Origin of the sequence: Comamonas odontotermitis, from assembly GCF_014207855.1 — a bacterium.
GTDB lineage: Bacteria > Pseudomonadota > Gammaproteobacteria > Burkholderiales > Burkholderiaceae_C > Comamonas > Comamonas odontotermitis_A.
Window position 1 is genome coordinate 23,076 of sequence record NZ_JACHKZ010000010.1, and the last position, 15,177, is coordinate 38,252.

Sequence of the window (15,177 nt, forward strand, 5' to 3'; positions counted from 1 at the left end):
ATCAAGCATTGTAGGGATTATCAAATGCAGTGCGCTGGCCCACACTGGTGCTGTTTTCGTAGAAAGGACGTGAAATGCAATGGAGAAAACTGGGCTCTCAGGGCCTGCAGGTGTCGGCGGTCGGTCTGGGTTGCATGGGTATGAGCTTTGCGTATGGCGGTGCCGACGACGCGCAGTCCATTGCCACCTTGCACCGTGCGCTTGATCTGGGGGTGAACTTCTGGGACACGGCAGAGGTGTACGGGCCATTCACCAATGAGCAGCTCATTGGCCGGGCGCTGCAATCGCTCAAAGGGCGCCGCGACGAAGTGGTGGTGGCCACCAAATTCGGCTTCGACATCGCCCCCGAGACCCCACAGCGGCGCGGGCCACAGCGCATGGTGGGGGTCAACAGCCGCCCCGCGCATATCCGCGCTGTCGTCGAGGCGTCCCTTGAGCGGCTGGGGATTGAGGCAATCGATCTCCTCTACCAGCACCGGGTCGACCCAGCCGTTCCGATAGAAGAGGTTGTTGGCACCATGGGCGATCTGGTGCGGCAGGGCAAGGTGCGCTTTCTGGGGCTGTCGGAGGTGTCGGCTGCCACGCTGCGCAAGGCGCATGCCGTGCACCCCATCTCGGCCGTGCAGTCGGAGTATTCGCTCTGGAGCCGAGAACCTGAAGCCGAAGTGTTGCCGGCCTGCGCCGAACTGGGCATCGGCTTTGTGCCGTATAGCCCGCTGGGGCGCGGCGCGCTGACCGGCAAGCTGCCCGCGCCGGATGAATTGTCCGAGGACGATTTCCGCCGCGGCCTACCACGTTTCCAGGCCGAGGCCTGGGGCGCCAACCAGTCGCTGGTGGCTACGCTGCAGCGCATGGCGGCAGCGCGTGGCCTCACGGCGGCGCAACTGGCGCTGGCGTGGGTGCTGGCGCAGTCGCCATCCATCGTGCCGATACCCGGTGCGCGGCGCGAGCAGCACCTGCGCGAAAACGCGCTCGCTGCCGACGTGGTGCTCAGCAGTGCAGAGTTGCAAGAGATTGGCGCTGCAATGGATCCGTCGCGCGTGCAGGGTGACAGATACACCGAAGCCGCGCTGGCCTTGGTGGATCGTTGAATGGATGCCTAATCCACCACCTTGCCGCGCAGCGCCTTCACATTGGAGCGCAGGCTCTTGCCCTGCAGGCGGCGCTGCTGCGATCCCCAGGTGGGCTTGGTAGCGCGGCGCTTGCGGGGCACGGCGGCAGCCTGCGCCACCAGGGCGTTGAGGCGCTGCAGGGCATCCCACAGATTGTGTTCCTGCGTGCGGTACTGCTGGGCCTTGATGATGATCACGCCTTCGGTCGTGATGCGGCTGTCGCTCAGGGCCAGCAGGCGTTGCTGCACGGCCTCGGGCAGGCGCGATGCCCGGATGTCAAAGCGCAGGTGCACGGCGCTGCTCACCTTGTTGACGTTCTGCCCACCTGGCCCCTGTGCACGCACGGCTGTCCACTGCACGTCGGCTTCGTGCAGTTCCAGGGTGGCGGGGCGTGGAGCGGTCATGGCAGGTATATGGTTTGGGAGATTCACAAATGTGCAGCAGGCAGCGCGCATTATGAAGGTGGCAGGGCTTTGCGACAGCGCGGCCTGTGCGCATGCCGGCGCCTTGGGTGATCAATTCGCTGGGGCAACTCTTGTATAAGACTTAAAAACCAGCGACAATCCTTTCCCGTTGAATTCCGTATTGTGATATTGCATTGCGCCATTGATGGGATTACCCGGAGCTGGTTGCGGCGCACGTCATAAGATGGCTTCACGCGGGCGTATATGTGTATATATAGGCAGACGAGACCACTGCCTGCAGTTGCAGCGCTCCCCCGAACTTTTGCCACTTGAAAGACCAGATGACTACCCAGCAACCCACCATCATCTACACCCTGACCGACGAAGCGCCTCGCCTGGCGACCGCGTCGTTCCTGCCCATCGTGCGCAGCTTCGCGGGCGCGGCAGGCATCAATGTGGCCGAGAGTGATATTTCGCTGGCAGCCCGCATTCTCGGTGAGTTCCCCGATGTTCTGACCGAGGCACAGCGCGTTCCCAACAATCTGGCAGACCTGGGCAAGCTGACCCTGACGCCGGACGCCAACATCATCAAGCTGCCCAACATCTCGGCATCGGTGGGCCAGTTGCAGGAAGCCATCAAGGAGCTGCAGGACAAGGGCTACAAGCTGCCCGACTATCCTGAGAACCCCAGCACGCCGGAAGAAAAGGACATCAAGGCGCGCTACAGCAAGTGCATCGGCTCGGCGGTGAACCCCGTGCTGCGCGAAGGCAATTCCGACCGCCGCGCGCCAGCCGCCGTCAAGAACTACGCCAAGAAGCACCCGCACTCGATGGGTGAATGGAAACAGTGGTCGCAGACCCATGTCTCGCATATGGAAGAGGGCGATTTCTACCACGGCGAAAAGTCCATGACCCTGGACAAGGCCCGTGATGTGAAGATGGTGCTGGAGACCAAGTCCGGCAAGACCATTGTGCTGAAGGAAAAGGTCAAGCTGCAGGATGCAGAAGTGATCGATTCCATGTTCATGAGCAAAAAGGCCCTGCTGGCTTTCTACGAGCGCGAGATCGAAGACTGCCGCGAATCGGGCATCCTCTTTTCGCTGCACGTCAAGGCGACGATGATGAAGGTGTCCCACCCCATCGTGTTCGGCCACTGCGTCAAGATCTTCTACAAGGAAGCTTTCGAAAAGCACGGCAAGCTGTTTGACGAGCTGGGCGTGAACGTGAACAACGGCATGGCCGATCTGTACGCCAAGATCGACACGCTGCCCGCGTCGCAGCGCGACGAGATCATCCGCGATCTGCACAAGTGCCAGGAGCACCGTCCGCGTCTGGCCATGGTCGACTCGGCCAAGGGCATCACCAACTTCCATTCGCCCAACGATGTGATCGTGGACGCCTCGATGCCTGCGATGATCCGCGGCGGCGGCAAGATGTGGGCTGCCGATGGCAAGCCCTACGATTGCAAGGCCGTGATGCCTGAATCGACCTTTGCCCGCATCTACCAGGAAGTGATCAACTTCTGCAAGTGGCACGGCAACTTCGACCCGCGCACCATGGGCACCGTGCCCAACGTGGGCCTGATGGCGCAGAAGGCCGAGGAATATGGCTCGCACGACAAGACTTTCGAAATCTCCGAAGACGGCGTGGCCAACATCGTTGACATCGCCACCGGCGAAGTGCTGATGAGCCAGAACGTGGAAGCGGGCGATATCTGGCGCATGTGCCAGGTCAAGGATGCACCGATCCGCGACTGGGTGAAGCTGGCCGTCACGCGCGCCCGCAACTCCGGCATGCCTGCCGTGTTCTGGCTCGACCCCTACCGTCCGCACGAGTCCGAGCTGATCCAGAAGGTCAACAAGTACCTCAAGGACCACGACACCAGCGGCCTGGAAATCTACATCCTGTCGCAAGTGCGCGCCATGCGCTACACGCTGGAGCGCGCTGCCCGCGGCCTGGACACCATCTCGGTGACCGGCAACATCCTGCGCGACTACCTGACCGATCTGTTCCCGATCCTGGAGCTGGGCACCTCGGCCAAGATGCTGTCTGTCGTGCCTCTGATGGAAGGCGGCGGCCTGTACGAGACCGGCGCTGGCGGCTCCGCTCCCAAGCACGTCGAGCAGCTGGTGGAAGAAAACCACCTGCGCTGGGATTCGCTGGGTGAGTTCCTGGCACTGGCCGTGTCGTTTGAAGAGTTGGGTATCAAGAACAACAACAGCCGCGCCAAGCTGCTGGCCAAGACTCTGGACGAGGCCACCGGCAAGCTGCTGGATCTGGACAAGTCTCCATCGCGCCGCACCGGTGAGCTGGACAACCGTGGCTCGCAGTTCTACATCGCGCTGTACTGGGCCCAGGCACTGGCCGCGCAGAGCGAAGACAAGGAGCTGGCTGCCAAGTTTGCGCCTATCGCCCAGCAACTGGCCGACAACGAAGCCAAGATCGTTGGTGAGTTGAAGGCTGTGCAGGGCAAGGCCGTGGATATCGGCGGTTACTACCAGCCCGATACCGCCAAGCTGGATGCTGTGATGCGCCCCAGCGCCACCTTCAACAAGGTGGTTGCCGAAATCTGAGATCGTGAAGGCGGTCTGACAAACCTCGTGTCTTGCGCAAGGCACGGGCTCCCATAAAAACACCGCAGCTTTCGGGCTGCGGTGTTTTTTTGTGCTCGGCAATCGCAGGGCTCAATGTACTTCTTATTTGCTATATGTATGATAGCTATCTGAGCTCAGGCATCAAGCACTACAGGCTTTTTGAAGAGTGCGCTGTAGCTGGTGCCAGCCGAAGCTTGCAGCGCCCCTGTGGCAGACCTTACTGGCTGAAAGGCTTGCCGCGCAATTGGGCGCCTTCGGCAATGCCCTTCTGTTTGAACCAGCCCTGGTTCATTTCGAGCACATAGCGCACCGGCTTGCGCGAGCAGTGTGAATCTTCGGTCATGGGCTGCATGTCGGCGAGGTTGACGATGGTGCCGTCGTCGGCCACAAAGGCAGCGGTCAGAGGCAGCAAGGTGTTCTTCATCCAGAAGCACTGCATGGCGGGCTGCTCAAACACGAACAACATGCCTTCGGCTGCAGGCATTTCCTTGCGGTGCATCAAGCCAACTTCGCGCTGGCGTGGTGTCTGCGCCACCTGGGCGTGGATGCGGTGCATGCCGACGGACAGCTCGGCACGCGGCAGGTTCATCTGCGGCTCGCCAGCCGTCTGGGCAGCGGCAGAAAGACTGAGTGCTGCCGTACCCAGGGCCAGGGCGGCGCCGGTACTGCGGGCAAGAAAATTCAGGCAAGACATAGGAAACAGGGCCTTCTCAAAAAACGGGCAGCGCAAAGCGCCGTGGGGGTTTTATACACGATCTGGGTGCAGCGTTGCACGACAAGCGCGGGCCCACTGTGCGCGACAGCAGAGGCGGCCAATGTCGATAGAATCCTTCGCAGCAAAGCTGCTGCATGCACGCCAGGGCATGCAGCGCTGAACGGTTCCTGATGATTCTGGAGAGAGTTTCCATGTCTTACCAACACATCCGCCTGCCTGATGGCGGCCAGCCCATCATTGCGCGTGAGGGCCAAGCGCTGCAGGTGCCGCCGCAGCCCATCATTCCGTTCATCGAAGGCGACGGCGTGGGCCGTGATGTCACCCCGGTGATGCGCAAGGTGGTCGACGCCGCCGTGGCCAAGGCCTATGGCGATGTCCGCCGCATTGCATGGATGGAGGTGTTCGCGGGCGAGAAGGCGACGCAGGTGTACGGTGCAGACCAATGGATGCCGCAAGAGACGCTGGACGCCATCGGCCAGTACCTCGTCGCCATCAAGGGCCCGCTGAACACACCGGTAGGCGGCGGCATCCGCTCGCTCAATGTGACTTTGCGCCAGACGCTGGACCTCTACGTGTGCCTGCGCCCGGTGCGCTATTTTGCGGGCGTGCCTTCGCCGGTGCGCGAGCCCGAGAAGACCGACATGGTCATCTTCCGCGAGAACTCGGAGGATATCTACGCGGGCATCGAGTTTGCTGCAGGCTCGGACATGGCAGTCAAGCTGATCGAGTTCCTGCGCAAGGAAATGGGCAGCCAGAAGATCCGCTTCCCCGAGACTTCGGGCATCGGCATCAAACCTGTTTCGCGCGAAGGCAGCGAGCGTTTGGTGCGCAAGGCCATCCAATACGCCATCGACCATGACAAGCCCAGCGTCACCCTGGTGCACAAGGGCAACATCATGAAATTCACCGAAGGGGCCTTCCGCGACTGGGGTTATGCGCTGGCACAGAAGGAGTTCGGTGCCGAGCCCATCGATGGCGGCCCCTGGCTGCGCCTGAAGAATCCCAAAAACGGCAAGGAGATCATCGTCAAGGACGTGATCGCTGATGCCTTCCTGCAGCAGGTGCTGCTGCGCCCGGCCGATTACTCGGTGATCGCTACCCTGAATCTCAACGGTGACTACATCTCGGATGCGGTGGCAGCCCAGGTCGGCGGCATTGGCATCGCACCGGGCGCCAATCTGTCGGACAGCGTGGCCGTATTCGAAGCCACCCACGGCACGGCGCCCAAGTATGCAGGCAAGGATTATGTGAACCCTGGCTCGATGATCCTGTCGGCCGAGATGATGTTGCGCCACATGGGTTGGACCGAAGCCGCCGATCTCATCATCCGCTCGATGGAAGCCACCATCGAGTCCAAGCGTGTGACCTATGACTTCGCGCGCCTGATGGACGGCGCCACGCAAGTAAGCACCTCGCGCTTTGGTGATGAGATGATTGCCAATATGGATACGTGAAGGCAGGGCGGGGAGGCTTGGTTCGTCGTCGTGTCTCCTTTGCCTGAACAGCCTGGGACGGCTTTGAAGCAAAAGCGCCAGCGCAGGGCTGGCGCTTTTGCTTTTCCTCTGGCGCCTTGTCTGCTGCAGAACACAAGGCGCATGGTGCGGAGGGATGGGCGTGGGTGCTGCCGTGCAAACGCCGGGCAAAAAAATGCCAGCACTGAGGCTGGCCAAGGAGGGGTTCTGTGAAAACCGATGAAGGCATGATGCCCGAAATCGGCAGAGCAGTGCAGCCAAATTTGTGTAAGTTGGTGACTATCGTTTGCTTGGCTGTTACATGCGTGGTGGCTGGTTCTTAGAGGTTCTTTTTGACTTCTTTGACGGCATCTTTGGCGGCCTGCTTCACGTCGCCTGCGGCCTTCTGCAATTCACCTTCGGCCTCCAGCGCCTTGCCTTTGGCAATCTGCTCGGGGCTGTTGATGGCCTTGCCAATGCCAGCCTGCGCTTCGCCAGCCAAATCCTTGATCTTGCCAACTACTTGATCCTTGTTCATGCAATCTCCTTCAGATGCGTTGGTGATGGATTGCATTGTGTGTTGGCATGGGCGCAGGCCATGTCAGCCATGCCAATACTTGGTTGTGCGGGATGACCGACATCGTTAAAACTAATTACAAATGGGGAGGCGTGGAGCCTTTCAAGCAGGGGATGAATCGCTTTTGAGCGGACTGTGGCTGTGGAGCACCTGCTGGTAGGCCTGCAGGTGTGCGGATTCCTGCTCCAGGTAATGGGCAATGGCACGGGCAAACTGCGGCTCGGCCACCCAATGGGCGCTGGGCGTTGAGAGTGGCAAGAGAGCGCGTGCCATCTTGTGCTCGCCCTGGGCGCCGCCTTCAAAGTGCCGATAGCCACTGGCAATGCACCACTCCAGCGGCTGGTAGTAGCAAGCCTCGAAATGGAGGTTGTCCACGCGCTCGATCGCACCCCAGTAGCGGCCATAGGCGGTGGGCTCCTGTTGTCCGTTGGTGCTGCCCTGCGGTCCGCTGATGGCGACCAAGCTGCAGGCGATGGCCCGGTTGTTGCGTTCTGCGACAAATAGCAGCCAATGCTCGGGCATGCTGTTGCGCATGGCTTCAAAGAAGGCAGGGGTCAGGTAGGGGGCATTGCCGTGCTCCAGATAGGTGCGTTCGTAGCACTCGTAGAAGAACGCCCAGTCAGCGGTGGTGATCTGGCTGCCTGTTGCGTGGCGGAACGTTACGCCAGCGTCGCGCACCTTGCGCCGCTCCTGGCGGATTTTCTTGCGCTTTTCCTGCTGCAGCTCTGCCAGAAAATCGTCGAAATCGGCATAGGGTGGGGCGCTGTCATCTTGCGCATTGCGTGCGTGGCGGTTGTGCCAGTGGAACTGCATGGTCTCGCGCTGCATCAGGCCTGCCTGCTGCGCGGCCTGCAGATCTGCAGTATCGGCAAACAGCAGGTGCAGGGAAGACAGGCCTTGCTCTCGGCACCAGGCAGTCGCCGCATGCAGCAAGGTAGTGCGCAATGCCGGTCGCGCCACCAGCAAGCGGCTGCCTGGAACGGGGGTGAAAGGCACGGCAGCCACAGCCTTGGGGTAGTAGTGCAGGCCATGGTCGGCATAGGCCCGCGCCCAGGCGAAGTCAAACACGTATTCGCCGTAGGAGTGGGTTTTGGCGTAGAGCGGGCAGGCGGCTACCAAGGTGTCACCTTCCCACAGGGTGATGTGGCAGGGCTGCCAACCCGTTTCAATCGTGGCGCTGCCGCTGTCCTCCAGTGCCTTCAGATAGGTGTGGCGCATGAAGGGAGTGGGCTGGGCCTGCAGAGCCAGCAGGCCATCCCAGGCGGCGGCGTCGACATCGGCCATCTGGTGCAGCACGCGCAGTTGCAGGGGGGAGGGCGAAGAAACGATCATGGCCCGATTGTGGCTGCTGTGCTGTGCCTCTGCCCGGGTGCGGAAATCAGGCGAGGCTCCGTACCAGGTCTGCCAGCGCCTGTACCTCGTCGCTGGTGGACGACCACGATGCAACAAAGCGCACCACCATCTCGTCGGCCGCCAAGGCCGTGCCACGGGGAATGCTGGTGTCATACCAGTCGGAGCAGCGCACGCCGTGGGAGAGCAGCTGTACATGCAGGGCGCGCGGCAGAATGGCAAACACCTCGTTGGCCTCGGCGGGCCAGGCCAGGCGCACCGCCCGGGTCGCCACCAGGGCATCGGCCAGGCTGCGGGCAGACGCATTGGCGTGGCGCGCCAATTGCAGCCAGTGGCCATCCTGCAGCCAGGCGCAGTACTGCGCGCCGATCAGCCGGCTTTTGGATACCAGTTGCCCGGCGCGTTTCTGGCGGATGCGGAAATGCTCGGCCAGCGCTTGGTCAAAAAACACCACGGCTTCGGCCATCAGCGCGCCGTTTTTCGAGGCGCCCAGGCTGAGCACGTCCACCCCTGCCTTGCAGGTGATGTCTGCCGGGTGACAGCCCAGGGCGGCCACCGCATTGGCCAGGCGTGCGCCGTCCATATGCAGGCGCAGGCCCTTGGCGTGGGCGCTGGCGGCAAGGGCGGCCACTTCATGGGGTTGGTAGACCAGGCCGTTTTCCGAGACTTGCGAAATGCTGACTGCGCTGGGCAGCATGTTGTGCGGCGGGCTGGCCGGGTAGCTGGCCAGAAAACGCTCCAGATCGCCAGCCAGAAGCTTGCCGCTGTCCGTGGCAAGCGGCAGGAGGCGTGCCCCGCCGGTGAACCATTCGGGCGCGCTGTTCTCGTCCACCGCGATATGGGCCATGTCGTGGCACACCACCGCATTCCAGGGCTGGGCGATGGTGGACAATGCCAGGCAGTTAGCGGCGGTGCCTGTGGCGACGAAAAAGGCCTTAAGCGGTGTGTCGAAGGCCTCGCACAGCATCTGCTCGGCGCGCGCGCACCAGTCGTCGTTGCCGTAGGCGGACTGGATGCCGCTCGCGGCCTGTACCAGGGTCTGCAAGATGGCCGGGGAGACGCCGGCCTGGTTGTCACTGCCAAAGTTCATTGTTATCGGGGTGTTGCTGGGGAATCTTCTGATTTTGCCTGGGGAAACCCGTTTAGTGGCGCACTTGCCTGACAGGCTGGACATGTCTGATCTGCCTGATTTGCCAGACTGCTGCCAACGAGCCAGGCTGTGGCTGGTTTTCGCGCTAGACTCATAGAACGTATCAATGCTTTCACCGCGTCGCAATGCAAATGTTGCGGTGCACAGACAGACAGGCACGTTCTTCGCTGCACCAGGTTCACCAAGCACCATGTCCAATTTTTCCATCGCCAGCGCCCAGTTCAACTTCGTTGTGGGCGATATGCAGGGCAATGCCCGCAAGATCATTGACGCAGCGGCCCAAGCCGTGGCTGAGGGCGTGCAGTTGCTGCTGACACCCGAGCTGGCCATTTGCGGCTATGCGGCCGAAGACCTGTTCCAGCGCCCCTCGTTCCTGGCCGCCTGTGAGGTGGCGCTGCAGACGGTGGTGGATGCCTCCAGCCAGTGGCCGGAGCTGACCATCGTGGTAGGCCACCCCAAAGCCGCCCTGCATGCGCCGCATGGCCGCTGCTACAATGTTGCCAGTGTGGTGCGCGGTGGCCAACTGCTGGCCAGCTACCGCAAGCAGCTGTTGCCCAATTACCGCGAATTCGACGAGACGCGCTATTTTGTCGAGGGCGCGCAGACCTGCGTGTTCGACGTGGCAGGTACCCAGGTGGGACTTTTGATCTGCGAGGACGCCTGGGCCAGCCAGCCTGCGCGCGCCGCCAGGGCTGCAGGCGCGCAGGTACTGGCGGTCATCAACGCATCGCCCTTCCAGATGGACAAGGTGGGCCAGCGTGAGCAGGTGGTGGCCGAGCGTGTGCGCGAAACTGGTTTGCCGCTGGTGTACACGCACTTGGTCGGCGGGCAGGACGAGCTGGTGTTTGACGGCCATTCGTTTGCGATGAACGCCGATGGCAGTGTGGTGGCCCGTGCGCCGGGCTTTGAAGAAAAGCTATTGCTCACGCACGTCGATACATCGGGGCCTGCTATCAAATTGTCTGGTGAAATCGCTCCCCAGGGCGACACTAACCAGCAGCTGTGGCAGGCGCTGGTGCTGGCGGTGCGTGATTACCTGGGCAAGACCGGTTTCCCCGGTGCGGTGCTGGGCCTGTCTGGCGGCATCGACTCTGCCCTGGTGCTGGCCATTGCGGTGGACGCCATCGGCGCGGACAAGGTGCGCACGGTGATGATGCCTTCGCCCTATACCGCCGACATCAGCTGGATCGATGCGCGCGACATGGCCAAGCGGCTGGGCGTGCAGTACGAAGAAATTTCGATTGCGCCGATGTTCGAGGGTTTCAAGGCCGCGCTGGCGCAGGATTTTGCGGGCCGTGCCGAGGACACGACCGAGGAGAACCTGCAGGCGCGCATTCGCGGCACCTTGCTGATGGCGCTGTCCAACAAGTTTGGCTCCATCGTGCTGACCACCGGCAACAAGAGCGAAATGGCGACTGGCTACTGCACCCTGTATGGCGACATGGCGGGCGGCTTTGCCGTGATCCGCGACGTGCTCAAGACCCGCGTGTTCGAGCTGGCGCGCTGGCGCAATGCGAACGACCCCTTTGGCACGGGGCGCGAGCCGATTCCAGAGCGCATCATCACCCGCCCGCCGAGTGCCGAGCTGCGCCCCGATCAGAAGGACCAGGACAGCCTGCCTCCCTACGAGGTGCTGGATGCGATCATCGTGCGTTACATGGAGCAGGACGCCGATATCGACAGCATTGTGGCCGCTGGCTACGCGCGGGCCGATGTGGAGCGCGTGGTGCGGCTCATCCGCGTCAACGAATACAAGCGCCGTCAGGCCGCCGTGGGGCCGCGCCTGTCGGCACGCGGTTTTGGCCGCGACTGGCGCTATCCGATCACGAACGGTTTTCGCGGTTGAATCTGCGCCCCCATGTGGGCGCGGAGTTCTTGGCGCACAATAGCTGCAGTTGCCGTGTGACCGTGACACGCGGCGTATGTTTGGCCGATCCGAGGAGTGACTTATGAAAATGATTACCGCCGTTATCAAACCCTTCAAGCTGGACGAGGTGCGCGAAGCCTTGGCCGATGTGGGCGTGACGGGTTTGACGGTCAGCGAAGTCAAGGGTTTTGGCCGCCAGAAGGGCCATACCGAGCTGTACCGTGGCGCGGAGTACGTGGTCGATTTTCTGCCCAAGGTCAAGATCGAAGTGGCCGTGAAGGACGAGGACGTGGACCGTTGTGTTGACGCCATCGTGAACGCTGCCCGCACCGGCAAGATTGGTGACGGCAAGATTTTTGTGACCGAAGTCGAACGCGTGATCCGCATCCGCACCGGCGATCTGGACGAGGCTGCGGTCTGATGCGCGCGCGCAGCTGATCCTTTGGCTGCACCGTGAACGTGAAGGGCGCCTTGGTTGCAAGGCGCTTTTTTTATGCCTGCAGCTAAAAAGTGAATAAGTGGGCTGTGGCTACTTCGTGCACTCTTTTGGCCCGTTTGATCTGAAAGCGGCGCGGGCCGGGCGCCTGCGGCTATGGCTGGATGGTGGTGTGTGAGCAGATCCACAGCACCTGCGCATCTTCATCGCTGCCAGAGATGCAGGCATGGCCCATGGCGCTGTCAAAGTAGCAGGAGTCACCGGCTGCCAGCTCCAGCGGCGCATAGCAGTCGGTATGGACCACCACCTTGCCGCGCAGCACATAGACCATTTCCTCCCCGTCGTGGCTCAGCAGTTGTGGGAACGCTGAGCGCTCGTGCGCCTTGATGGTGGTGAGCAGGGGAATGAAGCGCTTGTCCGCCAGATCGGCATGCAGCAATTCGTACGCATACTGCGGCGTGCGGTGCGCAAGGCCGTCGCCCGCGCGCGTGACACTGCGGCGCGCCCGCAGCGCGGGCTGCTGCACGGGGCTGAACAGCTCGCCCACGTCCACCTCCAGTCCCCGCGCCAGCGCCGCGATCTTTTCGTAGGTGGGCGAGAGCTGGCCGTGCTCCACCTTCGAGAGTGCCGAGGCCGAAATACCACAGCGTTGGCTGAGTTGCTGCAGGGTCAGCCCGGCATTGCGACGCAGCAAGCGCAGCTTGTGGGCCAGCACATCGGTGGTGGCGTTGGCATTGGCGCTGCCGTGCGATGGGGCAAGGGTGTCGGGCATGGAGGGAGGCATGTCTCGTGTTCTTCTGGGCGCCAGCAAGTGTAGGGCCCGGCAAGCACCTATGGAGCCCAGGCCCGGGCCGTATTTCATTCCATCCACAGGGGTAAACCCTAGGAAAAAACCAATGCCGCTCGGGAAAACCCGTGAACAATTCTACATAAAATTTCCTATACGAAATTTATTCCTCTTTAGTGGATTTTTGAATCGACCGTACCCGCATGCAGATACTTGACCAGATAACCACCGTACAGCACCTGCCTTTTGGGCCCTTGATCGACAGCCTGGAGCAGATGTTTATCGAAGGCTGCGAGGTACCGCTGCGCCACAACCACAAGATTGCGGGTAGCACGCCTGCCGAGGACGGCATCGTGTTGCTGATGCCCGCGTGGCAGAGCGGCAAGCGCATTGGCATCAAGACCGTCTCCATCTTCCCGGGCAACCAGGCCAAGGGCCTGCCGGGGTTGCACTCGGTGTTCATCCTGTACGACGCGACCACCGGCGTGCCGCTGGCGGTGCTGGACGGCGACACCATCACCTCGCGCCGCACGGTGGCCGCATCGGCATTGGCGGCGCGCTGGCTCAGCCGCCCCGATGCGCGCAGGCTGCTGGTGGTGGGCGCGGGCCGCGTCGCCAGCCTGCTGCCCGACGCCTACCGCTGCGTGCGCGACATCGCCCACGTGCAGGTCTGGGACATCCGCCCGGAGGCAGCGCAAGCCATGGTGGAGCGCCTGCAGGGGCAGGGGATGGACGCCAGCGTGGCGACCGATCTGGAGCAGGCGGCACGCGCGGCGGACATCATCAGCTGCGCCACCTTGTCTACGGCGCCGCTGATCCATGGCGAGTGGCTGCAACCGGGCACGCACCTGGATCTGATTGGTGGCTTTACGCCTGCCATGCGCGAGAGCGACGATGCCTGCTTTGCACGCGGCACGGTGTTTGTCGACACCAGCGAAGCGCTGATGAAGTCGGGCGACATTCTGGAGCCGATCGCCAGCGGTGCCTGGGAGGCGACGCGCCTGGCCGCCACCCTGGAAGACCTGTGCCGCGGCAAGCACGCTGGCCGCAGCAGCGCAGAAGAAATCACGGTCTACAAGGCCGTGGGCACAGCGCTCGAAGATGTGGCCGCAGCATCACTCGCCTATGACGCCTTCATGGCAACTGCCTGATAGCGCCCACCATCGTTTCATGACTTTCTGACGTCCTCTCTGCCCGTGCAGGCACCCTCCAAGGTGTTGCGCGGGCGGCTTTGGCTGTTTTCTACAACCCCATCCCCTCTCTTTTCATGAGCCCAACCCCAACCATGCCCGCAGCAAGTGCGGCCACGAACAAGCGCGTACTGATGGCCAGCCTCATGGGCAGTTCCATCGAGTGGTTCGATTACTTCCTGTACGCCACCACCGCTGCCTTGGTATTCAGCAAAGTGTTCTTCCCCACCAGCGACCCGGTTGTCGGGCTGATGCTGTCGTACCTGACGTTTTCGCTGACCTTCTTCATTCGTCCGCTGGGCGGCTTCATCTTCTCGCACATTGGCGATCGCATCGGGCGCAAGAAAACGCTGGTGATCACCTTGTCGCTGATGGGTGGCGCCACCGTGCTCATCGGCCTGCTGCCCGGTTACGACCAGATCGGCATCTGGGCGCCCATCCTGCTGATCGTGCTGCGTCTGATCCAGGGCCTGGGCATTGGTGGGGAATGGGGCGGCGCTTTGCTGCTGGCCTACGAATATGCGCCGCAAAACCGCAAGGGCTTGTTCGGCAGCGTGCCGCAGATGGGTGTGACCATCGGCATGTTGCTCGCAACCCTGGCCATCACGGTGATGAGTACCTTGCCGGATGAGCAGTTCCTCGCCTGGGGCTGGCGCGTACCTTTTCTGCTGAGCGCGGTGCTGGTGTTCCTGGGTCTGTGGATCCGCAAGGGCATTGACGAGACGCCCGCTTTCAAGCAGGCCAAGGCCAGCGGCAACGTGGCCAAGATGCCGCTGATCGAAACCTTGCGCTATCACTGGCGTGCCGTGCTGGTGGCCGTGGCGATCAAGTTTGTCGAAACAGCGCCGTTCTACATCTTCTCGACCTTCATTGTCAGCTATGCCACCAGCAGCCTGGGCTTTGACCGCATCTCGGTGCTCAATGCCGTGACGCTGGCCACCCTGGTGACGACTCTGATGATTCCGGTCATGGGCCGAATCTCCGACACTGTGGGCCGCAAGCGCATGTTTGTAGCGGGCACGCTCATCATGGCGGTGTTCACTTTCCCGTATTTCATGCTGCTGGAGCAGCGCACGACTGCGACTCTGGTGATCGCCACCGTCATCGGCCTGGGCCTGGTGTGGGCGCCGATCACGGCCGTGCTGGGAACCCTGTTTTCGGAGATTTTCTCGACCCGCGTGCGCTACACCGGCATCACCCTGGGCTATCAGATTGGCGCAGCCCTGGCGGGCGGCACGGCTCCGCTGCTGGCCACCTGGCTGCTCAAGACCTATGACGGCTCCTGGGTGCCCGTGGCCTGGTACATCGTTGGCACGGCGGTGATTTCGCTGATCGGCATTGCCTTTGCCAAGACCGTGGCAGACAACGACTGACGCTTTGGCGTGCCTTCGGGCCTGGCCCGAAAGCAAAACGGCGGCTGCTGGTGAGGGCAGTCGCCGTTTTTTTGGCACTTGCTTGCTATTGAAGCAGAAGCGATATGCGCTTTCTGGTATTGGTATTCAGATAAAAATAATCTGCAGATCAACGGTAGCTTGCGCTCTGTG

13 protein-coding genes are annotated in these 15,177 nt (G+C 62.0%); 7 read left to right on the forward strand and 6 right to left on the reverse strand.

What is annotated here, in order from left to right; all coding sequences use genetic code 11:
- Positions 1-74 precede the first annotated feature (74 nt).
- On the forward strand, positions 75-1,091 hold the full coding sequence (locus HNP33_RS09745) for an aldo/keto reductase (RefSeq protein WP_184707787.1): 1,017 nt from the start codon (positions 75-77) through the stop codon (positions 1,089-1,091).
- A gap of 8 nt (positions 1,092-1,099) precedes the next feature.
- On the opposite strand, the gene arfB is transcribed toward HNP33_RS09745, so the two are convergent.
- Positions 1,100-1,516 carry an alternative ribosome rescue aminoacyl-tRNA hydrolase ArfB gene (gene arfB / locus HNP33_RS09750; RefSeq protein WP_184707789.1) on the reverse strand — a complete coding sequence of 139 codons (417 nt, stop codon included), beginning with the start codon at positions 1,514-1,516 and terminating at the stop codon, positions 1,100-1,102.
- Between the two features lie 341 nt (positions 1,517-1,857).
- Here arfB and HNP33_RS09755 point away from each other — a divergent pair, with 341 nt between their 5' ends.
- Entirely contained in the window at positions 1,858-4,089 is a 2,232-nt protein-coding gene (locus HNP33_RS09755; RefSeq protein ID WP_184707791.1) for an NADP-dependent isocitrate dehydrogenase, read from the forward strand.
- Positions 4,090-4,327: 238 nt separating this feature from the next.
- Here HNP33_RS09755 and HNP33_RS09760 read toward each other — a convergent pair whose 3' ends face one another.
- Positions 4,328-4,804 carry a DUF192 domain-containing protein gene (locus tag HNP33_RS09760; RefSeq protein ID WP_184707793.1) on the reverse strand — a complete coding sequence of 159 codons (477 nt, stop codon included), beginning with the start codon at positions 4,802-4,804 and terminating at the stop codon, positions 4,328-4,330.
- 212 nt (positions 4,805-5,016) lie between these two features.
- Between HNP33_RS09760 and icd the strand changes: the two genes are divergently transcribed.
- Positions 5,017-6,279, forward strand: coding sequence for an NADP-dependent isocitrate dehydrogenase (icd, locus tag HNP33_RS09765; RefSeq protein ID WP_184707795.1), 1,263 nt, complete (start codon positions 5,017-5,019; stop codon positions 6,277-6,279).
- Positions 6,280-6,616: 337 nt separating this feature from the next.
- Here icd and HNP33_RS09770 read toward each other — a convergent pair whose 3' ends face one another.
- The 3 genes from HNP33_RS09770 to HNP33_RS09780 all read right to left on the reverse strand — a co-directional run bounded on the left by HNP33_RS09770 (position 6,617) and on the right by HNP33_RS09780 (position 9,293).
- A complete protein-coding gene (locus HNP33_RS09770) occupies positions 6,617-6,814 on the reverse strand; it encodes a CsbD family protein (protein WP_184707797.1) in 198 nt (65 codons plus the stop codon).
- A 141-nt stretch (positions 6,815-6,955) separates the two neighbouring features.
- Positions 6,956-8,185, reverse strand: a complete 1,230-nt coding sequence (locus HNP33_RS09775; protein WP_184707799.1) for a GNAT family N-acetyltransferase — start codon at positions 8,183-8,185, stop codon at positions 6,956-6,958.
- 46 nt (positions 8,186-8,231) lie between these two features.
- Positions 8,232-9,293, reverse strand: coding sequence for a threonine aldolase family protein (locus HNP33_RS09780; RefSeq protein WP_184707801.1), 1,062 nt, complete (start codon positions 9,291-9,293; stop codon positions 8,232-8,234).
- Positions 9,294-9,543: 250 nt separating this feature from the next.
- Here HNP33_RS09780 and HNP33_RS09785 point away from each other — a divergent pair, with 250 nt between their 5' ends.
- Both HNP33_RS09785 and glnK read left to right on the forward strand, forming a co-directional pair.
- Entirely contained in the window at positions 9,544-11,199 is a 1,656-nt protein-coding gene (locus tag HNP33_RS09785; protein WP_184707803.1) for an NAD+ synthase, read from the forward strand.
- A gap of 103 nt (positions 11,200-11,302) precedes the next feature.
- Positions 11,303-11,641: a P-II family nitrogen regulator gene (gene glnK / locus HNP33_RS09790; protein WP_184707805.1), complete on the forward strand. Its 339-nt coding sequence runs from the start codon at positions 11,303-11,305 to the stop codon at positions 11,639-11,641.
- Between the two features lie 169 nt (positions 11,642-11,810).
- Here glnK and HNP33_RS09795 read toward each other — a convergent pair whose 3' ends face one another.
- On the reverse strand, positions 11,811-12,440 hold the full coding sequence (locus tag HNP33_RS09795) for a helix-turn-helix domain-containing protein (RefSeq protein WP_221452040.1): 630 nt from the start codon (positions 12,438-12,440) through the stop codon (positions 11,811-11,813).
- A gap of 206 nt (positions 12,441-12,646) precedes the next feature.
- Between HNP33_RS09795 and HNP33_RS09800 the strand changes: the two genes are divergently transcribed.
- A complete protein-coding gene (locus HNP33_RS09800) occupies positions 12,647-13,594 on the forward strand; it encodes an ornithine cyclodeaminase family protein (protein ID WP_221452041.1) in 948 nt (315 codons plus the stop codon).
- A gap of 116 nt (positions 13,595-13,710) precedes the next feature.
- Positions 13,711-15,006: an MFS transporter gene (locus tag HNP33_RS09805; protein ID WP_233464466.1), complete on the forward strand. Its 1,296-nt coding sequence runs from the start codon at positions 13,711-13,713 to the stop codon at positions 15,004-15,006.
- The last annotated feature ends 171 nt before the right edge of the window (positions 15,007-15,177 follow it).